This is a genomic window from Terrabacter sp. Root85 (assembly GCF_001429185.1).
Lineage (GTDB): Bacteria > Actinomycetota > Actinomycetes > Actinomycetales > Dermatophilaceae > Terrabacter.
In genome coordinates this window covers 1,129,248-1,154,033 of the sequence record NZ_LMIW01000001.1, presented here as the reverse complement: position 1 = coordinate 1,154,033, position 24,786 = coordinate 1,129,248, and the positions used below count along the sequence as shown (strand labels likewise).

Sequence of the window (24,786 nt, the reverse complement as noted above, 5' to 3'; positions counted from 1 at the left end):
AGCGGTCCTACAGTTCGCAGCGTGATCACGATCAACGTCGGGGGCCGCGAGTACGACTCGTGGGACGCGCTGCCCGAGGAGGTGCGGGCCCAGCTGCTCGCAGCCGGTGTCGACCCGGGACCGGACGGACGCCTCGACTCCGTCGACCTGTCGCGTGCCCATGGCTCGGTCACGCGACGCACCACCGTCACCGGACCCGGCGGTGCGCCCCTGCCTCCCGTCGTCGCCGAGGTGCTGTCCTCCATCGCCGACGCCTTGGGCTCGGCGCTGCACGGTGCCGTCGGTCCGGTCGCGCCGACCGCCGGAAGAGGGCCGGTGGCCGAGCCGGACGCATCGCCGGCGCCGACCACAACCGAGAGCCTGCCCGCCGTCGAGCGTGCGGCCGTCGAGACCGACGCCGAGGACACAGGGGACACCGAGGACACCGACGCCTCCGCGCCGGCGCGATCCCGGCGCGTGCCGCGGGTCCTCGCGTGGGTCGTCATCGCCGGCACCGTGCTGCTCGTCGCCACCGTCGTCGTCATCGGCCTGAGCGGGGTCTAAGGGGGGTCTGAGCGAGGTCTGAGCGGCGCCGCCGATCAGCCGTAGGTGTCGCGCGGTCCTCGCGAGTCGGGGGAGCGACGGGCGCCGCGGTTCCACGACGGCGCGCTCGGGCCGACGACCTTGAGCTCGCTGACCGCGCCGGCCCCGATCTCCTCGTCGATCCGGGCGAGCAGCGACGAGGCGAGCAGGCGCATCTGCGTGGCCCAGGCCGTCGAGTCGGCGCGCACCGTGAGGATTCCGTCGACGAAGGTGAGCGGCTCGACGTGGCCGGCGATGTCGGGCCCCACGATCTCGGGCCAGCGGCCCATGACCGAGCCGACCGCCACGTCGACCTTCCAGCCGCGATCGAGCAGCAGCCGGTCGAGTTGGTCACCGAGCAGGGCCGGGTCGCGACCGTCGCGGGCCGAGCCGGACAGCACCGGCGCGTCACCGATCGGGCGGCGTCGCTTCTTCGGCCGCATGCCGGGGCGCAGGCCCTTCTCGGCCGCTCCGGCCCGCGCCCGCGCCAGCGCCGAGGCCGCGGCGTCGGCGATCCGGGTGTCCTCGTCGGTCGGCGCGGGAGCGTCCTCGGCAGCACCGGCCGCCGTGTCGGGGGGCTCGGCCCCGGGGGCGTCGTCACTCATCGTCGCCCTCCCCACCCGACTCATCGCCGGCGGTGTCCTCCGCGAGGGCCTGAGGTGGCTCGCTCACGGACGCACCCACGGAGCCCGCGGCCTGGACCTGACCGAGCACGACGGCATACGTCGTGCCGTTCTCGCGGAGCACGTCGGGCACGTCGGCCCCGACCGCGGCGGTGATGAGCACCTGCTCGCAGTCGGCGACGAGCGCCGCGAGCCGCTCGCGCCTGCCGGAGTCGAGCTCGGCGAAGACGTCGTCGAGCACGAGCACAGGGTCGTCGCCGAGGTCGCGGCGCAGGAGCCGGTATGCCGCGAGCTTGAGTCCCAACGCGAAGCTCCACGACTCGCCGTGGCTGGCGTAGCCCTTGGCGGGCAGCTCGCCGAGCGAGAGGACGAGGTCGTCGCGGTGGGGTCCGACGAGGGAGATTCCCCGCTCGATCTCGCTGGAGCGCACCTGCTCGAGGGTGTCGAGCATCCCGGTGCGCAGCTCCTCGATCTCGGGGACCTCACCGGCCGCGAGCCGCTTGGCGAGGTCCTCGTGGAGGGAGCTCTTGTAGGTGGCGCGTGCGTTCGAGGCGGCCGCGCTCACCGCGTCGTAGCACTCGGAGAGGTCGGGCACGAGGTCGCGCAGCAGCCGCAGCCGTGCGTAGAGCAGCTGGGCCCCGACCGAGGCGAGGTGGTCGTTCCACACGTCGAGGGTGTGCAGGGCCGCCTCGCGGGCCTCGTCGACCGGCTGGTCGCCGTCGCGCGGCGGACGCGGCGGGCGACGGGCACCCTTGCGGAGCACCGGCGCCGCGGACTTGAGCAGGGCGTTGCGCTGCTTGAGGATCTTGTCGTAGTCGGACCGGACCCCCGACCACCGTGGCTGTCGCTGCACGAGCAGCTCGTCGAGGAAGCGCCGCCGCTCCGAAGGGTCGCCCTTGACGAGCGCGAGGTCCTCGGGCGCGAAGAGCACCGTGCGCACCGTGCCGAGCACGTCGCGCGGCCGCGAGACGGGGGAGCGCCCGAGGCGGGCGCGGTTGGCGCGACCCGGCGTGATCTCGAGCTCGACCATCGTCTCGCGGTCGTCGCGGACGATGGCCCCACGCACGATCGCCTGGGCCGCGCCGAACCGGACGAGCGGCTGGTCCGTCGCCACGCGGTGCGACCCGAGCGTGGCGAGGTAGCCGACCGCCTCCACGAGGTTCGTCTTGCCCTGGCCGTTGAGACCCACGAGCGTGGTGACGCCCGGCGTCAGCGCGAGCTCGGCGCTCGGGTAGCTGCGGAAGTCCTTGAGGGTCAGGTGACGGACGTGCAAGGAGGGTGCGGCGCTCTGCTCAGGCCTTCTTGGCGGTCTTCTTCGCCGCGCGCTTCTGGCCGCGCGCGGAGTCGGCCATGTCGGTGGCCGTCGTCGCCGATGCCCGACCCGAGGAGGCGGCCTTCTTCGCGGCGCCGACGTTGGCCTGCGAGGCCGTCGCGGACGCACGCTTGCTCGCCTGCTTCGTCGCGGAGCGACGCGAGGCGCCCTTCTTCGCCGCGGCCTTCTTGGCCGGGGCCGCCGGCACGTCGCCCTGGCGCAGCTTCTCGCCCTCGGCGATCGTCATGACCTGGTGCCCGCCGAACTGGCCGCGCAGCGCCGCGACGGCCTGCATCGTCGGCGAGCTCGACTGGCGCGAGGCGAAGCGCGCGAAGAGCGAGGCCGAGATGACGGGCATCGGCACGGAGAGGGCGATGGCCTCCTCGACGGTCCAGCGCCCCTCGCCGGAGTCGTTGGTGTAGTCGGACACGTCGTCGAGGTGGGGGTTCTCCTCGAGCGCGTCGACCATGAGGTCGAGCAGCCAGGACCGCACGACGGTGCCGCGGCTCCACGCCTTGAAGGCACCGGGGACGTCGGTGACGATGTCCTTCTTCTCGAGCAGCTCGTAGCCCTCGGCATAGGCAGCCATGAGGCCGTACTCGATGCCGTTGTGGACCATCTTCGTGTAGTGCCCGGCACCGACCTTGCCGGCGTGGACGAAACCCTCGTCGCGCGGGCCGTCCGGCCGCAGCGCGTCGAAGATCGGCATCGCCCGGGTGACCCACTTCTTGTCGCCGCCGCACATGAGCCCGTAGCCGTTCTCGAGGCCCCAGATGCCACCACTGACGCCGCAGTCGACGTAGCCGATCTTCTTCTCGCCGAGCAGCTTGGCGTTCTCGAAGTCGTCGGTGAAGCGCGAGTTGCCGCCGTCGATGACGAGGTCGCCCGGCTCGAGCAGCTCGGCGAGCTTGGCGACGGTCTCACGGGTCGGGTCGCCGGCCGGCACCATGACCCACACGACGCGCGGGGCCTCGAGTGCCTTGACGAGCGCCGGCAGCGTGCGCACGTCGGCGACGTCGGGGTTGCGGTCGAAGCCGACGACCTCGTGGCCCGCGCGACGCAAGCGCTCGCGCATGTTGCCGCCCATCTTGCCGAGACCGATGAGACCGAGCTGCATGTCGCGAGCCTTTCTGCGGGGGAGTCTGGCGGGGAAGCGTGCGGGGCGGAGCGGGTGGCGCGGTTCGAGGCTACGCCTGCCCGGCGGCATACGGCACCGGGCGCTCGGGTGCGCCGCGAGGGCGGTGCGGGAGGTGGGTGTCAGCTGGCGAAGCGGACCGGCATGAGGACGTAGCGGTAGCTGGTGTCGGGCTCGGAGTCGGCCTCGGCCTGGCCGGTCAGCACGGCCGGGCGGCTCGGCTGGGTGAACGAGAGACGGCTCCAGGCGGTGCCGACGGCGTGCAGGCCGTCGAGGAGGAACTGCGGGTTGAACGCGATCTGGATCTCGGGTCCGTTGAGCGTGGCCTCGACGGCCTCGGAGGCCTGGGCGTCGTCGCCGGTGCCGGCCTCGATGGCGACCTGGCCGTCGGTGAACTTCAGCAGCACCGGGGTGTTGCGCTCGGCGACGAGGGCGACACGCTTGACGGCCTCCTCGAGCGCCGCTGTTTCGACGACCGCCTCGGTGTCGACCGACGTGGGGAAGATCGAGGTGACCTTGGGGTACTCGCCGTCGAGCAGACGCGTCGTCGCACGGCGCTGGCCGGCCTCGAAGCCGATGAGGCCGTCGCCGCCCTGGCCGAGCGCGAGCTCGACGGAGCCGGACGCACCGAGGGCGCGTGCCGTGTCGGAGAGCTGGCGAGCCGGGATGAGCGCGACGTGGCTCGCGTCGGTGGCCGACGGGCTCCACGTCAGCTCGCGCATCGCGAGGCGGTAGCGGTCGGTCGCGAGGAGGGTCACCTTGTCGCCGTCGATCTCCATCCGCACGCCCGTGAGGATCGGCAGGGTGTCGCCCTTGTCGGCGGCGATCGAGACCTGGGCCACCGCCTGGGTGAAGACGTCGCCGGCGATGGTGCCGCTCGTCTCGGGCGAGAGCGGCAGCGTCGGGTAGTCGGCGACCGGCATCTCGCGGAGCGCGAAGCGGGACGAGCCGCAGGCGACGTTGACCTTGCTGCCGTCGGTGCTGACGTCGATCGGCTTGTTGGGCAGGTTGCGCGAGATGTCGGCGAGCAGGCGACCGAGCACGAGCACCTGGCCGGCCTCGGCGACGTCTGCCGGCACGGTGATGCGCGCGGACACCTCGTAGTCGAAGGCGGACAGCGTCAGCGTGCCGTCCTCGTTCGCGTCGACGAGCACGCCAGCGAGCACAGGAACCGGCGGGCGCGCCGGGAGCCCACGGGCCACCCAGGTCACGGCCTCGGCCAGGACGTCTCGCTCAACCCGAAACTTCACGGTGCACTCACTTCGACGGGGAAGGACATTGGGGCTCAGACACTAGTGCCTGCCGGTGACTGGCACCACAGACACTCCCCGAATCGCCGAGGCGGCGAAATCACACGATTGCCCGCCGGGTCCGTGGACCCTCTCGAGCCGGCCCTGGGCGTCCGGTCGGACCCTCGTTGTCGGGGCTCCCCTCTATGACTGGGATCTCGTCATAGTCATAGGTGCTGTGGATGCTGTGGACAACCGGCGTCGGTGCAGGTCAGCCTGCCGATGGGGGTGTGCACGGCGTGTGGGGTCGCGCCGGATGCGGCGGCCCCGCCCTGTGGACGGATCTCGGCCGTGCACATCGTCCTCACAGGAAGCCCGTGGGTTGTCCGCAGCTTTCCGGCCGTCGTCCACACGTTTCCACAGAGGCGTGTGGAAGAGCGGTCGGGATATGTCCGATTTGAAATGATTGATGACTAGTCACCTGTGCACGGTCCGGCCCACGGCTTCCACAGAGTTGTCCACAGGCGGTGGACAACTCTGTGGTCCTCGGTCTCGTCGCGTCTATGGGCCTCGGGTCACGGGGAGGTCACGCTGTGCACACAGGTGTGGACAAACCTGTGGACGGATGTGGACGTATGCCGTGTGCCTGGGCGGGTGCAGCCGTCCCGGAGGGGGCCGACTAGTCACCGGCCGGCGCGATGACGCACCGTCGCGAGGCCGCGAGAAGACACTCGAAGAGGGCCTCGCCGTCCGGAACCGGGCCCAGCTGGGCGAAGACCTCGCTCGTCACGGCGCCGAGCAGCAGGGTCCAGGCGGCCAGGCCCTGGGTCAGGGCGACGGCGTCCAGCCGCGTCAGAGCGAACATCGGTGCCTCGAGCAGTGCGCCGACACCGGCCTCGGCGCGCGCCGGCACGAGGCCGAGCCGCCGAGGGTCGGCGAGCCGGTCCGCTGCCCGGACGTCGTCGAGCAGGGCGACGAGCAGGACGAGGACGGCCGTGCCCGGCTCCTCGGTGCGCTCGGACGGGGCCTCGTAGTCCGGGACCGGAGAGCCGTAGATGAGCGCGAAGTCGTGCGGCCGGTCGGCCGCCCACGCGCGCAGGGCGCGGCCGATGGCGTCCCATCGTGCCTCGAGGTCGTCGTGGGGGACGGTGTCGTGGGCGCGGCGGACGGCAGCGGCGAGTGACCAGTACGAGTCGACGATGAGGCGGGTGAGGAGCTCGTCGCGACTCTCGACGTAGCGGTAGATCCCGGAGGAGACCATGCCGAGGTCGCGGGCGACGGCGCGCAGGCTGAGCGCGGCCGCCCCGTCAGTGGCCAGGTGCTCACGCGCCACGCGGAGGATGTCGGCCTCGACGGCGAGCCGGTTCCGGGCGCGCTTGCCCAGCGGGCCGGCAGGCGTGTCGGCGGGTGCATCGGCGGGTGCATGGGCGGATGCGTCCGCGGGTGTGACGTCGAACGGGTCCATGGACCGAGCCTGCCACATCTCGCGCGAAAATGTGAGCAGTGCTCTTGCTTTCGTCGCCGACTGCTGTCACCCTCGAAATGTGAGCGGTGCTCACGCCACATCCTCGAAGGAGCAGACCATGACCCACCACCTCGTCCTCGGCGCCGGCGGCGTCGGCCGCTCGACGACCGCCGCACTCGTCGCCCTCGGCCACACCGTGACCCTCGCGTCCCGTTCGGGGCGGGTCGTCGAACGCCCCTGGCAGGACACCCACCCGGACGCGGTCGAGGTCGTCGCCGTCGACGCGAGCGACGCGTCCGCGCTGACGGCCCTGGCGCGCGGTGCCGCGAGCGTCGTCAACGCCGTCAACCCGCCCAGCTACATGACCTGGGACACCGACTGGCCGCCCATCGCCGCCGCCACCCTCACCGCCGCCGAGGAGTCCGGAGCCGGCCTCGTCATCATCGGCAACCTCTACGGCTACGGCGAGGTCGAGGCGCCCATGCACGAGGACGACCCGCTGCGGCCGTCCGGTCACAAGGGCCGCATCCGTGCCGACATGTGGACCGAGGCGCTGGCCCGCCACGAGGCCGGCCGGCTGCGCGTCACCGAGCTGCGCTCGAGCGACTACTTCGGACCGGGCACGACGCCGCGGACCAGCTACCTGGGCGACGTGGTCATCGACGCGCTGCTCGCCGGCCGACCGCCCCTCGTGCCCGCCGGCCGGGCCGACGCGGCCCACTCGTGGACCTACGTCCCCGACGTCGGCCGGCTCGCAGCCCGGGTCGCCGCCGGCGACGACGGCTGGGGTCGGGCCTGGCACGTGCCGACCGCGCCGGCCCGCACGTTCGACGAGGCCGCCGGCGACGTCGCGCGCGTCGCCGGCGTCAAGCAGCGTCGGGTACGCGTGCTGCCCCGGCCGCTCGGCACCGCGGCCGGCATCGTCGTCCCCTTCATGCGCGAGCTGCGCGAGACCCGCCACCAGTTCGAGCGGCCCTTCGTCCTCGACTCCGAGCTCACCCAGCGCACGTTCGGGCTCGCACCGACCCCGTGGGACGAGGCGCTGGCGGCGACCGTGGCCGCCCGGCGCGCGGCCAAGGCTGCGAGGCCGGCCCACGCGGGAGCCGCGGCCTGACGCCGACGCGGCCCGACGGCATACGCCATCGGGCCGCGTCAGCGGGCGTGCTCGGGTGTCAGTGCGACTGCTGGCGGATCCGGTTGGTCAGCTCGGTGACCTGGTTGTAGATCGCGCGGCGCTCACCCATGAGCTCGCGGATCTTGCGGTCGGCGTGCATCACCGTCGTGTGGTCGCGGCCGCCGAAGTGCTGGCCGATCTTCGGCAGGCTGAGGTCGGTCATCTCGCGGCAGAGGTACATCGCGATCTGGCGGGCCGTCACGAGCTGGCGCGAGCGGCTCGAGCCGCAGAGGTCCTCGAGCGTCACCGCGTAGTAGGCCGCGGTCACCGCCATGATCGTCGCCGCGGTCACCTGGTTCGGCGTCTCGTTGGGCAGCACGTCCTTGAGCACGATGACCGCGAGAGGCAGGTCGACCGCCTGGCGGTTGAGGTTGCTGAACGCCGTGACGCGGATGAGCGCGCCCTCGAGCTCGCGGATGTTCGTGCTGAAGTTCGTCGCGATGTACTCGAGGACGTCGTCCGGCACCTTCATCCGGTCCTGGATCGCCTTCTTGCGCAGGATCGCGATGCGGGTCTCGAGGTCGGGCGGCTGGACGTCGGTGAGCAGGCCCGACTCGAAGCGGGTGCGCATCCGGTCCTCGAAGCCGGACAGCTCGCGCGGCGGCAGGTCACTCGTGATGACGATCTGCTTGTTCGCGTTGTGCAGCGTGTTGAAGGTGTGGAAGAACTCCTCCTGCGTCTGCAGCTTGCCCTGGAGGAACTGGATGTCGTCGATGAGGAGCACGTCGACGCTGCGGTAGCGGTTCTGGAACGCGCTCGCCTTGTCGTCGCGGATGCTGTTGATGAAGTCGTTGGTGAACTCCTCGGAGTTCACGTAGCGCACGCGCACGTTGGGGAACATCGTGCGGGCGTAGTGCCCGATCGCGTGGAGCAGGTGGGTCTTGCCCAGCCCGGACTCGCCGTAGACGAAGAGCGGGTTGTACGCCTTGGCCGGGGCCTCGGCCACCGCGACCGCGGCTGCGTGGGCGAAACGGTTGCTCGCGCCGATGACGAAGGTGTCGAAGGTGTACTTCGGGTTGAGCCTGGTGTCGCCCGGCGAGCTGGGCTCGGGCCGCTGCTGGAGGCGCAGCGGCCCGCTCTCGCCACCGCTGAGCGGGTCGGGGCCGAGCTCCATCCGCGTCTGCGACTCGTAGGTCGGCTGCCGTGGCTCGTCGAGGTCGGCGCCGTTGAGCGCTGGTGCGCTCTCGGCGAGGTCGCGCAGCGGGTTGTGGGCGGCCTGGCCGTAGCCGCCGTTCTGGTGGCCGCCGATGGCCCCGGAGCCGTTGCCGGACGGGGAGCCGGAGCCGGCGCCCCCGATCTGTCCGGCGCCCGGACCGCTGCGCGAGCCGTCGTGGACCTGACCACTCGGCTCGTCGCTGATCATGCCGAGGTCCGTCTCGAGGCTCTCGTCGACCGAGACCGCGAGCTGGACCGGGTGGCCGAGCTGGCTCGCGAGGGCCTCGTGGATCTGCTCACGCACCCGCTGCTCGAGAAAGTCCTTGGTGAACGTGTTGGGTGCACGCACGAGCGCCGTCTGGTCGAGCACGCCGACGAGGCGGCACAGCCGGACGAAGGCGCGCTCCTGGTTCGACAGGCCCACCGAGTCGAGAGTGCCGAGCGTCTGCTGCCAGATCTGCGCGTAATCGACGCCTGTCTCGGCCACCTGATCCCACCTGCCCCTGAGTCAATTCCGTTGCACCTGTTGCGATCCCGGCTCGGTTCGTCTCGAGCAAGGGCTCGAGTGCGCCGGGGTCGGACCTGCGGGGTCCGTCCGTGTCCTGGTGAACGATGCCCTGTTGTCCACACGTTTGTCCACAGCCTGTGCATGGGGTGGCGAGGATCGTGAGAGTCGAAAACCTACAGCCGCAGGCTCGCCGGTGACAATCGAGTCGTCCACAGATCTCCGGCCGGACGGCGTGTCGGCTTGCAATCGCCGTGGGACCTTCGAGGATCGTGAGTTTTGGTCTGCTCGCCCGGGGCGGCTCCGTCGGTTTGACCCTCTCTCGACGGCTCCCGTATCGTTGACCGAGCGTGTCTGCGACCTCTTTCGCATGCCCATGGCCCCGAGCCCGGCCCAGCCGGACCCCCTCGGCCCTCCACGGGCTTGCCGATTGCGGTCGCATCGGCCACCGACAGCCCCACAACGGGAGCCGGACCGACGTCGTCGTGACGTCGGACGGGCCCCTGCAACCTACGGAGAACCTCGTGAGCAAGCGCACCTTCCAGCCGAACAACCGTCGCCGCGCCAAGACGCACGGCTTCCGCCTGCGCATGCGCACCCGCGCCGGCCGCGCCATCCTCGCCCGCCGCCGCAGCAAGGGCCGCGCCGAGCTCTCGGCCTGAGCAGCCGGAGGCCGCGGCGTGCTGCCGGCACGTCACCGACTGCGTGAGCGGACGGACTTCACGACGGCAGTACGCGGGCCCGGCGCCAGCAGAGCAGGCGGGCGACTCATCGTCGTGCATGCCAACCGGACCGATGCGCGTGCGGAACTTCCGCCGCGCGTCGGTTTTGTTGTGTCCAAGGCCGTCGGCAACGCCGTCGTGCGCAACCGGACCAAGCGCCGGCTGCGCGCCAGCGTCGCGACCCGGCTGACCGGCATGCCGACCGGCCTCGACCTCGTCGTGCGCGCCAACCCGGCCGCGGCGGAGGCGACGTGGGACGAGCTCGACCTCGCCGTCGGGCGCCAGCTCGAGAAGGCGTGTCGGCCATGAGCCCCACGGTCAACCAGGTGCTCGCGGCGCCCCTGCTGCTGGCGGTCCGCTTCTACCAGCGGTTCGTCTCCCCACTCTCCGGACCCAGCTGCCGCTTCTACCCCAGCTGCTCGGCGTATGCCGTCACCGCGCTGACCCGGTTCGGACCGTTACGTGGTGGTTGGCTCGCGATCCGCCGGCTCGGCCGCTGCAACCCGTGGAACCCGGGCGGGGTCGACCCCGTTCCCCAGACGTGGGCGACGCGAAACGACGTGCGGCCGGAGGACTTCCGTCCGGCCGGAACCGCCGAGGACGAGCACGACCACCAGCACGACGAGCACGCCCCGCACGCAGTCCCGCACGCGGTCTCCCACCGCGAACCCACGACCTGACCAACCGGCATATGGTTGCCGATCAGTGGTGAGTGGCCCAGACACCTCGAGCCCGAGCTGAACCGGCCGGCCCACCAGACCACAGAGGAAACACGTGATCGACTTCTTCAACACCCTGCTCTATCCGATCAAGCTCGGTGAAGCCTGGGTCATGTACGGCTGGCACTGGCTCTTCGACAAGATCGGCCTCAACGGTGACCTGGCCGGCTGGGCCTGGGCCATGTCGATCGTCGGCCTCACGGTCGTCGTCCGACTCCTGCTCATCCCGCTCTTCGTGCGCCAGATCCACTCCTCCCGCCGGATGCAGCTCATCCAGCCGGAGATGCAGAAGATCCAGAAGAAGTACAAGGGCAAGCGAGACCCTGAGTCCCAGAAGGCCCAGCAGGCGGAGATCATGGATCTCTACCGGCGCACCGGGACCAACCCGTTCAGCAGCTGCCTGCCGATCCTCATCCAGAGCCCCTTCTTCTTCGCGCTCTTCCAGCTGCTCAACAACCTCAAGGCCCAGGCCGAGGGGGTGCCCGGCCACGACGCGATCGGCCCGATCACCCGCGAGGTGGCGGCGCAGATCGAGAGCTCGACGATCTTCGGCGCCAAGCTGTCGGACTCTTTCCTGACGCCGGGAGCCTCCCTCAACGTCAAGATCCTCACGGCCGTCCTCATCATCCTCATGTCGGCCACGACGTTCACGACGCAGTACCAGCTGATGCGCAAGAACATGCCCGCAGCCGCTCTGGACAACCCGTTTGCGAAGCAGCAGAAGGTCCTGCTGTACCTGATGCCGATCTTCTTCGCGATCTCGGGCGTCAACTTCCCGATCGGCGTCCTGATCTACTGGCTGACCACCAACCTGTGGACCATGGGCCAGCAGTTCTACGTCATCCGCAACATGCCGGCGCCCGGGTCCGAGGCCGAGCGCGCCCGCCGTGAGCGGATGAAGCGCAAGGGCAAGGACATGCAGGAGCTGACCGTGCCGGGCCTCGAGTCGACCGAGACCGTCCCCGACGACGCGGTCAAGTCGGGTCAGCGCCAGCAGCCGAAGGGCAAGAAGCGTGCCCGCACGCAGCCGACCAAGAACCGCCGCTGAGGTTCATCCACACACTTGTCCACACTGCCTTGGGGCCTCTGACCTGCGAAGACGTGAGTTGTCCACAGATCTGCCCCCCGGTGAACGAAGGAGTTTCCAATGAGCGACACCCAGGCCACGGACGTCGAGACGCCCACTGACGCCACTGCCGAGCCCATCACCGGAAAGACCACCGGCGAGACCACCGAGCAGGTCACCGAGGTGCCCGAGTCCACCCCGTCGGTCGAGGTTTCCCGGAGCGACGAGGCGGTGGAGACCGCCTCGTCGGCCGAGAGCTCGGACGCGACTGTGGACTCCGACGAGCCCGAGGTCGAGGACCAGGGCAACAAGGCCGACAAGGGCGAGAAGAAGTCGCGGGTCCGGATGCTCGAGCGCGAGGGTGAGGTGGCGGCCGACTTCCTCGAGACCCTCCTCGACATCGCCGACCTCGATGGGGACATCGACGTCGACGTCGACGGCGACCGAGCCGCGATCGCCATCGTCGACTCCGACGAGGGCCGCGTCCCGCGTCGCCTCGTCGGGACCGACGGCAAGGTGCTCGAGGCCCTGCAGGAGCTGACCCGACTGGCCGTGCAGGTCGAGACCGGCGAGCGGAGCCGCCTCATGCTCGACATCGCCGGCCACCGCGCGCAGCGTCGTTCGGCTCTCGTCGAGCTGGCCAAGGTCGCCATTGCCGAAGTGCAGGAGTCGGGGACGAAGCGCGCGCTCGAGCCGATGACCGCTTTCGAGCGCAAGGTCGTTCACGACGAGGTCGCAGCCGCCGGTCTCGTGTCCGAGTCCGAGGGTGTCGACCCGCACCGTCACATCGTCATCCTTCCTGCCTGACCACCCCCCGTTTCACGTGAAACGGGAATCGACCGCTGCATCCGAGACGGCATCCACGAGGAGTGAGAGCGCGTGACCCACGATGCTCTCGACCCGGCGGAGCTGCCCGCGACGCCGGCCGCGGCATCCGCGGTCTTCGGGGACCGGCTCGCGCTGGCCGAGCACTTCGTGGCGGTTTTGGCGGACACCGGGATCAGCCACGGCCTGATCGGCCCTCGTGAGACACCGCGGCTCTGGGACCGTCACGTGCTCAACTGCGGCGTCGTCCACGAGGCGATCCCCCGGAGCGGGGAGACGCAGCAGGTCATCGACGTGGGGTCGGGTGCCGGTCTCCCCGGTCTGGCTCTGGCCATCGCGCGTCCCGACCTGGACCTGCACCTCGTCGAGCCGCTCGCCCGGCGCACCGGGTGGCTGTCGGGCACCGTCGCCCAGCTCGGTCTGACGAACGTCACGGTGCACACGGCGCGGGCCGAGACCATGTGGGACCGGCTGCACGCCCCGTGGGTCACGGCCCGGGCGGTGTCACGCATCGTGCAGCTCGCCGAATGGACGCTCCCGCTGCTCGAGTCGGGCGGCAGCCTGCTCGCCCTGAAGGGGAGCAGCGCCGTCGACGAGCTGGCCGAAGGACGTACGGCACTCACGCGTCTCGGCGTGATCGACGCCGAGGTGCACGAGTACGGTGGGGACCTCCTGGGTGACCCCACCATCGTGCTCCGGGCGACGATCGGCGAGGTCGTGGACCGTCGACGGTTCCGCTCGCGCCAGCCGTCCAGTGCCGGTTCGGCCCGCCGTCGGGCTGATCGGCCGCGCGGTTCGCGACGCTCCGACCCGGAAGCGGGCGGGCGTCCGCGCCATCAGCCATGATCGTGTCCAGACCATTTCGATGGACGACCCTCGCGGATCCAGCCGCGGGCCGTCCCTCAAACCCGGAGGTGCACTCCCTGTGACGATGTCGACCAACCTGGGCTGGCCGAGTGAACCCGAACCGGGACCGGAGCACCGACGTCTCGGGTGGCTCGCGCGCATGTTGGGCGTTTCACGTGAAACGAGTGACGGGCAGCAGGCAGAGTCGGGACGCGAGACGTCGGGCGACGAGACGCAGGCAGCGAACGCTGCCGAGGCGGCGCACTCCGGCACCGGCGAGGTCGCGGATACCCTGTCTCCGGCGGACGCCACGTCCCGAACCGATGACGGGGCGGGGACGCACGACGAGGGTGCGGTCGACGAGAGCACCGTCGACACGGAGCCCGGCGCCACGGAGCCCGGCGACGACATCGCTTCGGATGACGGGGCCGGCGAGCGTGGCCCCGGGACGGTGGAAGCGCACGTCGAGCCCATGTCCTCCGACACCGAGGCGCCGGGCGCGCAGCCCGATCCCCTCGAGCTCGGGCACGACCTTTCGGCCTCCGACGAGCCGCTGCCGTCGACCGAGCAGCCGCTCGCCGACGAGGCCGCGGCCTTCGGTGAGGGTCAGGTGATCGAGCCCGCTGCAGGAGCGGCACCCGACGACCGGCCGGTCGAGGACTCGGGTCTCACACCCTCGGAGGCCGAGGTTCCGGGGGTCGAAGCGGCGCACGACGAGCTGCCGGCCCCTGTGGACAACGCGGTGGATGACGCTCCGGGAAATGCCTCTGTTGAACGGGAAATCACGTCGACCGAGGCTGGGGACAACGCTGTGGACGAAGCCCGACGCGCCTCCGAGCTCAGGGCCGACCATGCCGATCGTGAGGCCCTCGCAGCGGCCATCCCGACCGCCGGCCAGGACACGCCGCTGGCGATGGAGCTCGCCGAGAACGCCCGTCGCCGCATCCAGCTGACCGGTCGTCCGTTCCCGAAGCCGGTGGGTCCACGGGTCCTCACCGTGGCCAACCAGAAGGGCGGCGTCGGCAAGACGACGACGACGGTCAACGTCGCGGCCGCCCTCGCGCAGTCGGGACTCAAGGCCCTCGTCATCGACCTCGACCCGCAGGGCAATGCCAGCACGGCCCTGGGGATCGACCACCACGCCGAGGTGCCGTCGATCTACGACGTGCTCGTCGAGGGGACCCCGCTGCTCGATGTCGTGCAGCGCTGCACCACGGTGGAGAACCTCTACTGCGCACCGGCGACGATCGACCTCGCCGGTGCCGAGATCGAGCTGGTCTCGCTCGTGGCGCGTGAGTCGCGCCTCCAGAAGGCGATCACTGCCGCAGCTGAGGCCGGACACGAGTTCGACTACATCCTCATCGACTGCCCGCCCAGTCTGGGCCTGCTCACCGTCAATGCCATGGTCGCCGCCAGCGAGGTCTTCATCCCCATTCAGTGCGAGTACTACGCCCTCGAGGGTCTCTCGCAGCTGCTCAAGAACATCGACCTCGTCAAGCGTCACCTCAACCCGGCGCTGCACGTCTCCACGATCCTGCTGACGATGTACGACGGCCGGACGCGCCTGTCGGCCCAGGTCGCCGACGAGGTCCGCGAGCACTTCCCCACGGAAGTGCTCCGGACGTCGGTGCCCCGCTCGGTCCGGGTGTCGGAGGCGCCGAGCTTCGGCGAGACCGTGATGACCTACGACCCGGCAAGCAGTGGGGCTCTCGCGTACCTCGAGGCGGCGGGTGAGATCGCCGACCGCGGAGCCGCCGGTCGCACCTGACCTCGACACGATCCTCGTCCCGAAACGGGGCCGTCATCGTCTGGTGACGGCCCCGTTTCACGTGAAACGCGCACTCGCATCCGTTTGAGCTGAGGAGCGCTGCGCCCGGCGGCCGCTCGATGCACCTCGAGACGTCGCAGAGTCCAGGTGAAACAAGAGGAAGTCGCTGAGCGGCTCGACAGGGTGGGGTAGGCGTGTCACTGCCAGTCCCGTCGACGCTCGTTTCACGTGAAACGAGACGGACGCGGCTCGGCGTCAGAGGACTCGGGCGTCCAGGCGCACTCTCCAGCAGGGGGACGACGGGCCTGTCACGGCCACCCACCGTTCCACGTGAAACATCGTGAGACTCGGAGCGACCGGCGTCGTTTCACGTGGAACGTCGCCGCTGGCGTGTCGACGTGATAGCGCGACATGAGGTCAGGTGCGCGGGCGGAGTGGTCACGTGCACCTAGACTGACCGACGGACGCGATGGCCGCGTCGGAGATGGCGAGGGGTTGGCGAATGGCGGAGAAGCGTCGAGCACTGGGTCGAGGCCTCGGGGCACTCATCCCGAGCGCGCCGAGCGGAGGCGCCGGTCGACCCGTGGACGTCTTCTTCACCGAGCAGAAGCAGGCAGGGCTCACCACGGCCGAGGCGCCGGGTGCACCGGCCGGTCCCGACGGGGCTGCCGATCTGACCACGCCGCCGAGCACGGCCGCCCCGAGCACGTCGACATCCAGCAGTGACGCTCCGGTCCAGGAAGCGGAGACGACGAGCAGTGGACTCGCCGTCGTCCCCGGCGCCGAGTTCGCCGAGCTCGACATCGACTCGATCCGCCCGAACCCCAAGCAGCCGCGCACGGTCTTCGACGAGGACCACATGGGCGAGCTGGTGCACTCCATCCGTGAGATCGGCGTGCTCCAGCCCATCGTCGTGCGGCGCATCCCCGCCGACCAGCTCGACGAGGCCGAGGGCAAGACCTTCGAGCTCATCATGGGTGAGCGCCGCTGGCGTGCCTCGCAGGCTGCGGACCTGGGCGTCATCCCGGCCATCATCAAGGACACGAGCGATGACGACCTCCTGCGCGACGCACTGCTCGAGAACCTGCACCGCAGCCAGCTGAACCCGCTCGAGGAGGCCGCGGCCTACCAGCAGCTGCTCGACGACTTCGGGTGCTCCCACGAGGAGCTCGCCACGCGCATCGGTCGCTCCCGACCGCAGATCTCCAACACCCTGCGGCTGCTCAAGCTCCCGCCACTCGTGCAGCGACGCCTGGCGGCCGGTGTCCTGAGTGCTGGCCACGCTCGCGCCCTGCTCGGCATGGCCGACGGTGCGGCTATGGAGCGGATGGCCCAGCGCATCGTGGCCGAGGGCCTGTCCGTGCGCAACGTCGAGGAGCTCGTCGCGCTCGGCGAGGGCAATGACGCCCCCAAGCCCCGTCGGCCGCGTGCAGGGAGCCGCCACCCGCAGCTCGACGACTTCACCTCGGGACTCTCGGACCACCTCGAGACCCGGGTCGCGATCGCGCTGGGTCAGCGCAAGGGCAAGATCACGGTCGAGTTCGCCTCGATGGAGGACCTGCGCCGCATCCTCGGGCTCATGGGCATGTCGTCCCCGGCGCGCGACTGACGCACACCGTCCGTCAGAGCCAGGCCGGCGGACGGGGGATGCGCACGACGGTGAGACCGCCGACGCGCAGCACGTCGGCGTGGGGATCCTGCTGCACGGCTTGGGCGATGGACGCGCACTCGGCCGGCTGGCACCACCGCGGGTAGAGACCCTGCTGGTCGTAGAGCATGGACCGCACGGTGACGGCGGTCATCGAGCCCCGGGCCGTCGCCTTCCAGCGCGGCTCCATCCACATGACGACGGTGTCGCCGGGGTGCTGGCCCACGAGGGCTGCCGTGTCGCTGACGATGACGTCGTACTGGTCACGCGTCACCCGGTGCGCCCCGAGGTCGGTGCGCCAAGAGACGACGCCGACGACGGCGATGAGCGCCAGCGCCACCAGGCCGGCGATCCGTGACGGCCGAATTCCTTTGAGCAGCAAGGCTGCCGGCAAACACACGGCGGGCCAGGCCCAGAGCGATGCCCTCGTGCCGGTGACCACGCCGGAGTAGACGGTGAGCCCCGCCTCGAGTCCCACGACGATGACGACGGCGCCGAGCACGATGACGGCCGCGCGTCGCGTCGTGGAGTCGACGAGCGCCCAGACGACGCAGACGGCCGCGACGACGGCCGCCCATCCGAGAAGAGCCACGAGGGAGGCGAACTGGGTGCCGTAGCGCCCGACGTTGGTCGTGAGGTCGTCGAGGCTCCTGAGCGGGTTCGGCCGACGCCAGGCCGAGATGGTCAGGCCGAACGTGCCGAACGCGAGCCAGTTGAGGGCGTACACCGTCAGGACACCGATGCCGTACGACGCGACGAAGGCGACGGCCCCGACGAGCAGGCGGCGCGTGGACTCACCGAGCTCCGTGACGACGAACGTGAGGAACACGAGGGCGGCCACCGGCGGGTAGGACAGGATCGACAGGACGACGAAGACCACCATCCAGACCGCGAGCATCCAGCGGCGTCTCCGGGCCCAGGGGAGCGTCCACACGGCCGTGGCGGCGACGATCATCGAGGCCGAGAGCGTGCCGGGCCAGTAGATGAGGCGGATCCAGATCGCCGACACGAACACGGCGAAGGTCAGGACGAACGTCGAGAGCCGGGTGGGCGGCGCCAGCGCGCGGACGAACCCCCACACGAAGGCGGAGTAGGCCACGACGAAGACCGTGGAGGCCACGACGATCGAGGTGCGCTGTCCGATCACGTACCAGTAGACGGTGTTCACCCAGCGGCCCTCGTAGAGGTTGCGGATGAGCTGTGCCGTTGATCCCGGCTCGTGGCGACCAAGAGTGAACGACCAGTCGTCGTGCCGGATGAACGGGTGTGCCACCTGCAGCACCGCTCCGGTGACGACCAGGGCGAGGCACAGGGCGCCGAGGACCACGAGCCAGTCGGGCAGTGTGCGCCGAGGGCGCCACGACGAGCGCTCCCTCGTCGCCGGCTCCGCCGTCACGCTGGCGGTGTGGGTCATGCGGCCCCCTGGGTCCGGTGGGGTCGAACATACGGGCACAGCCCCTGACTCTGCTCTCCCGCACCACGGTAGCCCCAGCACCTGCACGGTCACTGGTACGTCGATGCCAGGACCCGGTGCGTCGCGGATCGGGTACGTCCTGCAGGATCGAGCCACCGGGGCAACGAGGGGCACAGGGAGGTCGAGGATGCCCGAGGGTCACACCATCCACGCGCTCGCCGACCGCCTCGACCGGGCCTTCCGGGGCCACGAGGTCGAGGCGTCGAGTCCGCAGGGCCGGTTCGCGGCCGACGCCGAGCGCCTGGACGGACGGGTGTTCGAGCGGGCCCAGGCCTGGGGCAAGCACCTCTTCGTCGAGATCGGGGATGCGACGCTGCACGTCCACCTCGGACTGATCGGCATGTTTCCCGTGAAACATCTCGACGCTGCCGTCCCACCGGCCCCGGTGGGAGCCGTCCGGCTGCGGCTCGTGGGTCCCGGGCACTGGGCCGACCTCCGCGGGCCGATGATCTGCACCCTCGTCGACCGGGCGAGACAACGCGAGATCGTCGGGACGCTCGGACCCGACCCCTTGCGGCGTGGCCAACGTGCAGATACCGGGTGGGACCGGGTGCGACGGAGCCGTCGCACCGTGGCGGAGCTGCTCATGGACCAGTCCGTCGTGGCCGGGGTCGGCAACGTCTACCGCTGTGAGGTGCTCCATCGTCTCGCCGTCGACCCGCTCACGCGAGGCGTCGATGTGTCCGAGGAGGTCTGGCGCGAGATCTGGGCCGACCTCGTCCTCCTCATGCCGCTCGGTCGGGTGTTCTCGCAGATCCTCACCGTCCCGGACCAGGTGGAGGCCGCCGCCCGCGCCAAGCGCTCGGGGCGGGCTCGGGAGATCAGCCGACGGCTGACGGGGGAGCGGCTCGGTGACACCTTCGACCGGAGGTTCCTCGTCTACAAGCGCACCGGAGAACCGTGCCCGAGGTGCTCGAATCCCTTGCAGGAGAGGGAGATTGCGGGACGTCGACTCTACTGGTGCCTGGCGTGCCAGGTGCGGCACTGAGACCCGCGCGACTCACCAGCCCCTGAACGGCGCACGCGCCAGGACGGGGATCTCGACGTAGTCGTGGCAACCGAGCACCGGCAGCATCATCCGGGGCGGCTGGGGCATCCGGGACCGGCCCTCGTCCTCGGCGAGGTCGACGGGGGCGCCCAGGGTCAGCACCTCGTCACCCAGGTGCATGCGCCCGCCGCCTGCGGCCCCGAGATTGGCGAGCCAGTCGACCCTGCGACCGTAGGTCAGGGCGACCGTGACGACACCGCCGCGGTCGAAGGCCATCATCGGCACCCGGAAGGTGCGCCCCGACCGTCGGCCGACGTGCTCGAGCTCGACGAACCAGCCATGGCCGGCGAGGTGGACGAGGGCCTTGTTGAGCTTCTTGTTCAGCTGCGTGACCGCACGAGGGATCGGCATCGGGACCTCCGCCTCCAGCCTCGCACCCGCGACGCCTGCCGGCACCCCGGAACGTCTCCCACGGGCCTGACGACAGAGAGACACTCCACCTGTCCCTGCCGGGCCCACGCCCGCCTAGGCTGGCGCCATGGCCCTCACCGGATCGCGGCCGGCGCCGACCCACGTGCTCGCCCACCTGTCCGACACGCACCTCATCGCCGCCGGCGGACTGCTCGCCGGCCACATCGACACCGAGGCGCAGCTGCGCAAGGCTCTTGCGCGGGTCGAGTCGTCGGGGGAGCGGGTCGACGCCCTCGTCCTCTCGGGTGACCTCGCCGACAGCGGTGACCCCGCGGCGTACGAGCTGCTGCGCGACATCGTCGACCCCGTCGTCGCGCGGCTCGGCTGCGCCCTCGTCCTGACCGGCGGCAACCACGACGAGCGTCGCCCGATGGCCCGCACGCTCCACGGCATCGACACGGATGCCCCGCAGGACACCGTGACCGACTGCGAGGGGCTGCGTGTCATCGCCATCGACTCCGCGGTGCCGGGCTATCACCACGGGGGCTTCACCGACGACCAATATGCTTGGCTGGCAAACGAACTGGCCACACCGGCGGAGCACGGCACGATTCTCGTCATCCACCACGCCCCCATCACCTACCGATCTCCGGTGATGCAGCTGCTCGACTTCGACGACGTGGATCGACTGCGCGCGGTCGTGGAGGGCAGCGACGTCCGCGCGGTCCTCAGCGGCCACCTCCACGTCACGAGCTTCGGGACGCTCGGCTCGGTCCCGGTCATCGTCGCGGGTGGCGTCAGCTACGTCGACGACGTCGGAGCGCCGCGTGAGCTGCTCATGGGCGTCGACGGTCCCCAGTCGTGGAACCTCGTCGAGGTGCACGCCGACCAGGTCGTCGCCACCGTGGTGCCGATCGAGCAACACGAGACGTGGCCCGCGCTCTCGGCGGCCGTCACGGAGTTCATGGAGACGGTGCCGGAGGCCGACCGCCGCGAGGTCTTCTCCCGGAAGCGCACGTGACCAGGTGTCCCTTTCGAAAATCGAAGTGTCGAGAAGGGTGACCCCCGATCGACATGGGAGTGAGGGTCCGACACGCGGGCCGCACGCAGCCAGGAGTCAGACATGAGCCAGGTCGAGAAGGCCACATCCGCAGACGGCACGACCATCGCCTTCGAGGCCTACGGCACGGGACCCGTCGCGGTCGTCGTCGGTGGCGCCTTCTGTGACCGCGGCGCGTTCCGGGACCTCGCCCAGGCGCTGGGCGAGCTGGGACTGACGGGCGTGACGTACGACCGTCGTGGACGCGGCGACAGTGGAGACACGCAGCCGTACGCGGTTGCGCGCGAGGTCGAGGATCTCAACGCCGTCATCGCGGCAGCAGGTGAATCCGCCTCTCCCGCCTACGCTTTCGGCGCCTCGTCTGGCGGCGCGCTCGTCGTCGAGGCCATCGCCGCGGGCGCACCGATCGCCAAGGGGTCGGCCATCGAGGTGCCCTACCGCAGCGACGCCTGGCCGGCACCGGACGACTACATCGGCACCCTCGAGCGCTTCGAGGCGGCGGGTGACCGCGAGGGCATCCTGCGCTACTTCAACAACATCGTCGTCGGGATGCCCGACGAGATGGTCGAGGGGATGAAGGGCACACCGATGTGGGATCCGATGCTCGCGATGACCTACACGGTCAAGTACGACGGCCTCTGCCTGGGGGGTGACGACCAGAACCTGCCCACCGAGACCCTGGGCCGCGTGACGGTGCCCTTCCTCTCGGTCTGCAGCAGCGGCACGATGATGCCGGCCCTGCACGACTCGGCCGTAGTCCTCGCCGACGCGCTGCCTGACGCCCGGGCGGTCGAGCTCCCCGGCGAGTTCCACCAGGTCCCCGCGGCGGTGCTCGCCCCGGTCCTCGCGGACTTCTATCGCTCCTGACGCGCGTATGCCGTTGGGTTGCCTTGTGTGACAAGGCAACCCAACGGCATACGCCGTCGAGGGACTCGTCAGCCGGCGAGCAGGGCGAGCACGGGGTTGTGCTCCGGCGGCACGACCTCACGCGGCGGCCCCGGCGGCGTGCTGTCACCGAAGGGCGAACCGCCGAGCTCCTCACGGCCGTGCGGCGTCGCCCAGTTCTCGAGGGACGGGCCGAGGGGCACGACTCCTGTCGGGTTCACGTCGCTGTGCACGACGTAGTAGTGCCGTTTGATGTGCGTGAAGTCGACCGTGTCGCCGAAACCGGGCGTCTGGAAGAGGTCACGCGCGTAGCCCCACAGAGCCGGCATCTCGATGAGCTTGCTCCGGTTGCACTTGAAGTGGCCGTGGTAGACGGGGTCGAAGCGCACGAGCGTCGTGAAGAGGCGCACGTCGGCCTCGGTGATGTGGTCGCCGACGAGGTAGCGGCGCGTCGACAGGCGCTCCTCGAGCAGGTCGAGGTTCTCCCAGAGCCGGCGGTAGGCCTTGTCGTAGGCGTCCTGGGTGCCGGCGAAGCCGCAGCGGTAGACGCCGTTGTTGACGTAACGGTAGATCGGCTCGCTCACCGACTCGATCTCGTCGGCGAGGGCCTCGGGGTAGAGGTCGGGTGCACCCTCGCGGTGGAAGTCGCGCCACTGGGTCTCGAGGTCGACGGTGATCTGCTTGAAGTCGTTGGTCACCACGGCGCCGGTCGGCACGTCGATGATCGCGGGAACGGTGATGCCGCGGGGGTATTCGGGGTCGCGCGTGAAGTAGGCGTCCTGGATGCGGGGGATCTGCAGCACCGGGTCGAGGCCGCCGGGGTCGAGGTCGAAGGTCCAGCTGCGCCGGTCGTGGGTCGGGCCGCAGATCCCCATCGACAGGGCGTCCTCGAGCCCGAGGAGGCGCCGCACGATGATCGCGCGGTTGGCCCACGGGCACGCCCGGGAGACGACGAGGCGGTAGCGGCCCGCCTCGACGGGGAAGCCGTCCCGAGCGTCGGCCGTGATGCGGGTCGTGATGTAGTTCGTGTCGCGCTTGAAGTTCTTCTCGACGTAGGTGCCCGGCTCGCTCATGCTGCCCACCCTAATTCGGTATGCCGCGTGGCTCGGGGAGCGCCCACCGGCACTCTCGGCAGGGCCACGTGGCGAACTCACCACCACCCCCGAGCCACCTCGACACCGCGTCCACACCACCTCGACACGGCGGTTCTCGTGGTCATGCTGCCGACCGGGGGGCGGCGGGTCAGAATGGGGAGCATGAGGGCTGTGAGGAGACGCGATGCGTGAGCTCCGGCCCCTGACGCCCGACGTCGTCGGCGACCTGGTCGGTGCGTGTGCGCCGTGCACGTTCTGGCAGACGGTGCCGCGCAACGGCCACTCCGACGCGGACGACCCGCTCGACGCGCTGGCCGAGTGGGTCGAGACGGTGACGGCCGACTGGGGACCTCCGGGTCGGATCGCCTACGTCGACGGCACCCCGGCTGGTCACGTCGTCCTCGCCCCGGCGCGACACGTCGCGCGGCTCGCGGCGTTCCCGACGTCGCCGCAGGACCCGTCGACGCTCATGCTCGTCACGGCGGTCACGAGGCCCGGGTACGCAGGCCGGGGACTGCGCAAGGCCCTCGTGCAGTCGGCCGCGAAGGACGCCCTGCGGCACCGCACGCGATCCCTCGAGGCGGTGGCGGCGCGCCCGCTCGCCGTCTCGAGGCACACCTGCGTGCTCGACGTCGCCTTCCTCGAGAAGGTCGGCTTCCGGGTCGAGCGCGACCACCCGGCATACCCGCGGCTGCGGATCGACCTGCGCACGGTCGTCACGTTGCGCGACGGGGCGGCGGCAGCGATCGTCCGGGCCCTGGACCGGGTGCCCCGGGTGCGGCCGGTGCCCGAGACGCATCCCAACGGGTCGAGCCACGCGCACGTGACCGACCGCCGCTGAGCCGTCGAGACGGCTGCCGCGCGTCAGCCGACCGTGCGCTCGGCTCCCACCTGCTGCGCGCGCATGGTCTCGAGGTGGCGACGCAGGTCGTCGAGACGCAGGACCCCGGTGCGCGACGTGTCGGCCTCGCCGAGGTAGACGCGCTGGAGGGCCACGACGACGGCCTCGGCCACATGGTCGAGGGTCTGCGCGCTGGCCAGGGCCGAGGCGTCGCCCTCGTGGCTGAGGTAGCCGAAGTCGAGGCGGACCGCGGGCATCCGCGTGCGTCGCAGCAGCGGCCACGTGCGAGCGTGAGCGCGGCAGTCGGTCAGGCCGGTGCGGGCCACGACCTCGCGCAGGAGCAGGTCGGCAAAGCTCTCGCCGATGACCGACCAGTCGGCATGCGCGGCGTTGTCGGGGTGGCCGTAGAAGTAGGTGGCCGCTCCGTGGGCCGAGCCCGTGACGGAGTGGTCGGTGTGGAGCGAGAGCACGAGGTCGGCCTCGCAGGAGTTGGCGAAGGCCGCCCGCTCCTCGTCGGTGCCGCCGTCGGTGGCCTCGGTGTGGGTGAAGACGACGCTGACGCCGTGGGCGGAGAGCCGGCCCTCGATGCGTCGGGCGAGGTCGAGCGCGAGCCGGTCCTCGGCCAGCCCACGCAGGCCCTGGGCACCCACGTCGCCGCCGCCGTGTCCGGGGTCGAGCACGATGGTGCGCCCGCTGAGGCTGTAGCCGCTGCGACGGATCTGCTCGCGCTCGCGCAGGGCGTTGGCCGATCCGCCACTGACCGAGCGGCGCAGCCCCGCGAAGGCCCGCATCGTCTCGGGTCCGACGGTGCCGTCGGGGACGAGCCCGACCGCGGCCTGGAAGGCGCGCAGCGCGGCGTCGGTGCTCGGTCCGTGGAGGCCGTCGACCTTGCCGGGCGTGAAGCCGAGCTCGACGAGCCGGGACTGGAGGGCCACGACGTCGTCACCCTCGACGAAGTGCTCGGGGACGTAGCGCAGCACCCGGTCACCGAGCGCCCAGCGGGCGCCGTCGAGGACGGCATACGTGGAGCGACCGACGATGCCGTCGACGATGAGGCCACGACGCTGCTGGAAGGACTTGACGGCCTGCTCGACGCGTTCGTCGTAGACCGCGTCGCCGAAGCGGTCGCTGTGCCCCGAGCCGCCGGGAAGGTCGCCCGAGAGGACGAGGCGTTCGCACACGGCGGCCACGGCCGGGCCGGAGTCACCGCGCCGGAGCACGACTGACTGCTGTGGGGTCATCTCGGCTCCTTTCCTTGAGGGGCTCCGGAGGGGGTCGCG

General features: G+C 70.8%; 25 protein-coding genes. 14 read left to right on the top strand and 11 right to left on the bottom strand.

Features of this window, described 5'->3' with window-relative positions; all coding sequences use genetic code 11:
* Nucleotides 1-21 precede the first annotated feature (21 nt).
* Nucleotides 22-543 carry a hypothetical protein gene (locus tag ASE25_RS05445; RefSeq protein ID WP_056823380.1) on the top strand — a complete coding sequence of 174 codons (522 nt, stop codon included), beginning with the start codon at nt 22-24 and terminating at the stop codon, nt 541-543.
* A 35-nt stretch (nt 544-578) separates the two neighbouring features.
* Here the strand turns inward: ASE25_RS05445 and ASE25_RS05440 are convergent, their stop codons facing one another.
* The 5 genes from ASE25_RS05440 to ASE25_RS05420 all read right to left on the bottom strand — a co-directional run bounded on the left by ASE25_RS05440 (nt 579) and on the right by ASE25_RS05420 (nt 6,325).
* Nucleotides 579-1,166, bottom strand: coding sequence for a DUF721 domain-containing protein (locus ASE25_RS05440; RefSeq protein ID WP_056823377.1), 588 nt, complete (start codon nt 1,164-1,166; stop codon nt 579-581).
* Entirely contained in the window at nt 1,159-2,457 is a 1,299-nt protein-coding gene (recF, locus tag ASE25_RS05435; RefSeq protein ID WP_200958980.1) for a DNA replication/repair protein RecF, read from the bottom strand. The genes ASE25_RS05440 and recF overlap by 8 nt, the downstream gene beginning before the upstream one ends.
* Nucleotides 2,458-2,476: 19 nt before the next feature.
* Nucleotides 2,477-3,613: a phosphogluconate dehydrogenase (NAD(+)-dependent, decarboxylating) gene (gene gnd / locus ASE25_RS05430; RefSeq protein WP_056780463.1), complete on the bottom strand. Its 1,137-nt coding sequence runs from the start codon at nt 3,611-3,613 to the stop codon at nt 2,477-2,479.
* Between the two features lie 140 nt (nt 3,614-3,753).
* Nucleotides 3,754-4,881, bottom strand: coding sequence for a DNA polymerase III subunit beta (gene dnaN, locus ASE25_RS05425; protein WP_056823375.1), 1,128 nt, complete (start codon nt 4,879-4,881; stop codon nt 3,754-3,756).
* Nucleotides 4,882-5,539: 658 nt separating this feature from the next.
* Nucleotides 5,540-6,325 carry a TetR/AcrR family transcriptional regulator gene (locus ASE25_RS05420; RefSeq protein ID WP_082620065.1) on the bottom strand — a complete coding sequence of 262 codons (786 nt, stop codon included), beginning with the start codon at nt 6,323-6,325 and terminating at the stop codon, nt 5,540-5,542.
* Between the two features lie 118 nt (nt 6,326-6,443).
* On the opposite strand from ASE25_RS05420, the gene ASE25_RS05415 reads away from it, so the two are divergent.
* The gene (locus ASE25_RS05415) at nt 6,444-7,439 is read left to right on the top strand and encodes an NAD-dependent epimerase/dehydratase family protein (RefSeq protein ID WP_056823373.1); all 996 of its coding nucleotides are present in this window, start codon (nt 6,444-6,446) and stop codon (nt 7,437-7,439) included.
* A 58-nt stretch (nt 7,440-7,497) separates the two neighbouring features.
* Here ASE25_RS05415 and dnaA read toward each other — a convergent pair whose 3' ends face one another.
* Nucleotides 7,498-9,141, bottom strand: coding sequence for a chromosomal replication initiator protein DnaA (gene dnaA, locus ASE25_RS05410; protein WP_056780458.1), 1,644 nt, complete (start codon nt 9,139-9,141; stop codon nt 7,498-7,500).
* 542 nt (nt 9,142-9,683) lie between these two features.
* Between dnaA and rpmH the strand changes: the two genes are divergently transcribed.
* The 6 genes from rpmH (at nt 9,684) to rsmG (ending at nt 13,337) form a co-directional block, all read left to right on the top strand.
* Complete coding sequence (gene rpmH / locus ASE25_RS05405) at nt 9,684-9,821, top strand: 50S ribosomal protein L34 (protein WP_020141619.1); 138 nt, start codon at nt 9,684-9,686, stop codon at nt 9,819-9,821.
* An 18-nt stretch (nt 9,822-9,839) separates the two neighbouring features.
* Complete coding sequence (gene rnpA, locus ASE25_RS05400; protein ID WP_056780456.1) at nt 9,840-10,190, top strand: ribonuclease P protein component; 351 nt, start codon at nt 9,840-9,842, stop codon at nt 10,188-10,190.
* Nucleotides 10,187-10,561 (top strand): membrane protein insertion efficiency factor YidD, encoded by a 375-nt coding sequence (yidD, locus tag ASE25_RS23750; RefSeq protein ID WP_056823952.1) that lies wholly within the window; start codon nt 10,187-10,189, stop codon nt 10,559-10,561. The genes rnpA and yidD overlap by 4 nt, the downstream gene beginning before the upstream one ends.
* A gap of 94 nt (nt 10,562-10,655) precedes the next feature.
* On the top strand, nt 10,656-11,648 hold the full coding sequence (yidC, locus tag ASE25_RS05390; RefSeq protein ID WP_056780454.1) for a membrane protein insertase YidC: 993 nt from the start codon (nt 10,656-10,658) through the stop codon (nt 11,646-11,648).
* A 99-nt stretch (nt 11,649-11,747) separates the two neighbouring features.
* Nucleotides 11,748-12,473 (top strand): R3H domain-containing nucleic acid-binding protein, encoded by a 726-nt coding sequence (locus ASE25_RS05385; protein ID WP_056823371.1) that lies wholly within the window; start codon nt 11,748-11,750, stop codon nt 12,471-12,473.
* A 72-nt stretch (nt 12,474-12,545) separates the two neighbouring features.
* Complete coding sequence (gene rsmG, locus ASE25_RS05380; protein ID WP_056823368.1) at nt 12,546-13,337, top strand: 16S rRNA (guanine(527)-N(7))-methyltransferase RsmG; 792 nt, start codon at nt 12,546-12,548, stop codon at nt 13,335-13,337.
* Between the two features lie 172 nt (nt 13,338-13,509).
* On the opposite strand, the gene ASE25_RS23400 is transcribed toward rsmG, so the two are convergent.
* Nucleotides 13,510-14,049, bottom strand: a complete 540-nt coding sequence (locus tag ASE25_RS23400) for a hypothetical protein (protein WP_235508569.1) — start codon at nt 14,047-14,049, stop codon at nt 13,510-13,512.
* Nucleotides 14,050-14,118: 69 nt separating this feature from the next.
* On the opposite strand from ASE25_RS23400, the gene ASE25_RS05370 reads away from it, so the two are divergent.
* Both ASE25_RS05370 and ASE25_RS05365 read left to right on the top strand, forming a co-directional pair.
* Entirely contained in the window at nt 14,119-15,105 is a 987-nt protein-coding gene (locus ASE25_RS05370) for a ParA family protein (RefSeq protein ID WP_369793464.1), read from the top strand.
* Nucleotides 15,106-15,607: 502 nt separating this feature from the next.
* Complete coding sequence (locus ASE25_RS05365; RefSeq protein WP_056823362.1) at nt 15,608-16,714, top strand: ParB/RepB/Spo0J family partition protein; 1,107 nt, start codon at nt 15,608-15,610, stop codon at nt 16,712-16,714.
* 13 nt (nt 16,715-16,727) lie between these two features.
* Here ASE25_RS05365 and ASE25_RS05360 read toward each other — a convergent pair whose 3' ends face one another.
* A complete protein-coding gene (locus ASE25_RS05360) occupies nt 16,728-18,167 on the bottom strand; it encodes a hypothetical protein (protein ID WP_056823360.1) in 1,440 nt (479 codons plus the stop codon).
* 187 nt (nt 18,168-18,354) lie between these two features.
* Here ASE25_RS05360 and ASE25_RS05355 point away from each other — a divergent pair, with 187 nt between their 5' ends.
* Nucleotides 18,355-19,215, top strand: coding sequence for an Fpg/Nei family DNA glycosylase (locus ASE25_RS05355; protein ID WP_056823359.1), 861 nt, complete (start codon nt 18,355-18,357; stop codon nt 19,213-19,215).
* A 12-nt stretch (nt 19,216-19,227) separates the two neighbouring features.
* On the opposite strand, the gene ASE25_RS05350 is transcribed toward ASE25_RS05355, so the two are convergent.
* Complete coding sequence (locus ASE25_RS05350; protein WP_056823949.1) at nt 19,228-19,626, bottom strand: nitroreductase family deazaflavin-dependent oxidoreductase; 399 nt, start codon at nt 19,624-19,626, stop codon at nt 19,228-19,230.
* A gap of 127 nt (nt 19,627-19,753) precedes the next feature.
* Here ASE25_RS05350 and ASE25_RS05345 point away from each other — a divergent pair, with 127 nt between their 5' ends.
* Together ASE25_RS05345 and ASE25_RS05340 are read left to right on the top strand one after the other, a co-directional pair.
* The gene (locus ASE25_RS05345; RefSeq protein ID WP_056823357.1) at nt 19,754-20,647 is read left to right on the top strand and encodes a metallophosphoesterase; all 894 of its coding nucleotides are present in this window, start codon (nt 19,754-19,756) and stop codon (nt 20,645-20,647) included.
* A 102-nt stretch (nt 20,648-20,749) separates the two neighbouring features.
* A complete protein-coding gene (locus ASE25_RS05340; protein ID WP_056823354.1) occupies nt 20,750-21,553 on the top strand; it encodes an alpha/beta fold hydrolase in 804 nt (267 codons plus the stop codon).
* Nucleotides 21,554-21,621: 68 nt separating this feature from the next.
* Here ASE25_RS05340 and ASE25_RS05335 read toward each other — a convergent pair whose 3' ends face one another.
* Nucleotides 21,622-22,644: a glutathione S-transferase family protein gene (locus ASE25_RS05335; RefSeq protein WP_056823351.1), complete on the bottom strand. Its 1,023-nt coding sequence runs from the start codon at nt 22,642-22,644 to the stop codon at nt 21,622-21,624.
* A gap of 205 nt (nt 22,645-22,849) precedes the next feature.
* On the opposite strand from ASE25_RS05335, the gene ASE25_RS05330 reads away from it, so the two are divergent.
* On the top strand, nt 22,850-23,506 hold the full coding sequence (locus tag ASE25_RS05330) for a GNAT family N-acetyltransferase (RefSeq protein ID WP_056823348.1): 657 nt from the start codon (nt 22,850-22,852) through the stop codon (nt 23,504-23,506).
* Between the two features lie 23 nt (nt 23,507-23,529).
* Here ASE25_RS05330 and ASE25_RS05325 read toward each other — a convergent pair whose 3' ends face one another.
* Nucleotides 23,530-24,747: an N-acetylmuramoyl-L-alanine amidase gene (locus tag ASE25_RS05325; protein ID WP_056823345.1), complete on the bottom strand. Its 1,218-nt coding sequence runs from the start codon at nt 24,745-24,747 to the stop codon at nt 23,530-23,532.
* Between the last annotated feature and the right edge of the window lie 39 nt (nt 24,748-24,786).

Bases quoted from the DNA above. Each gene is read 5' to 3' on its own strand.
- ASE25_RS05440 (WP_056823377.1), bottom strand. From the start codon at position 1,166: ATGAGTGACGACGCCCCCGGGGCCGAGCCCCCCGACACGGCGGCCGGT.
- gnd (WP_056780463.1), bottom strand. From the start codon at position 3,613: ATGCAGCTCGGTCTCATCGGTCTCGGCAAGATGGGCGGCAACATGCGC.
- ASE25_RS05420 (WP_082620065.1), bottom strand. From the start codon at position 6,325: ATGGACCCGTTCGACGTCACACCCGCGGACGCATCCGCCCATGCACCC.
- ASE25_RS05415 (WP_056823373.1), top strand. From the start codon at position 6,444: ATGACCCACCACCTCGTCCTCGGCGCCGGCGGCGTCGGCCGCTCGACG.
- yidD (WP_056823952.1), top strand. From the start codon at position 10,187: ATGAGCCCCACGGTCAACCAGGTGCTCGCGGCGCCCCTGCTGCTGGCG.
- ASE25_RS05385 (WP_056823371.1), top strand. From the start codon at position 11,748: ATGAGCGACACCCAGGCCACGGACGTCGAGACGCCCACTGACGCCACT.
- ASE25_RS05365 (WP_056823362.1), top strand. From the start codon at position 15,608: ATGGCGGAGAAGCGTCGAGCACTGGGTCGAGGCCTCGGGGCACTCATC.
- ASE25_RS05360 (WP_056823360.1), bottom strand. From the start codon at position 18,167: ATGACCCACACCGCCAGCGTGACGGCGGAGCCGGCGACGAGGGAGCGC.
- ASE25_RS05355 (WP_056823359.1), top strand. From the start codon at position 18,355: ATGCCCGAGGGTCACACCATCCACGCGCTCGCCGACCGCCTCGACCGG.
- ASE25_RS05350 (WP_056823949.1), bottom strand. From the start codon at position 19,626: ATGCCGATCCCTCGTGCGGTCACGCAGCTGAACAAGAAGCTCAACAAG.
- ASE25_RS05345 (WP_056823357.1), top strand. From the start codon at position 19,754: ATGGCCCTCACCGGATCGCGGCCGGCGCCGACCCACGTGCTCGCCCAC.
- ASE25_RS05340 (WP_056823354.1), top strand. From the start codon at position 20,750: ATGAGCCAGGTCGAGAAGGCCACATCCGCAGACGGCACGACCATCGCC.
- ASE25_RS05335 (WP_056823351.1), bottom strand. From the start codon at position 22,644: ATGAGCGAGCCGGGCACCTACGTCGAGAAGAACTTCAAGCGCGACACG.
- ASE25_RS05330 (WP_056823348.1), top strand. From the start codon at position 22,850: ATGCGTGAGCTCCGGCCCCTGACGCCCGACGTCGTCGGCGACCTGGTC.
- ASE25_RS05325 (WP_056823345.1), bottom strand. From the start codon at position 24,747: ATGACCCCACAGCAGTCAGTCGTGCTCCGGCGCGGTGACTCCGGCCCG.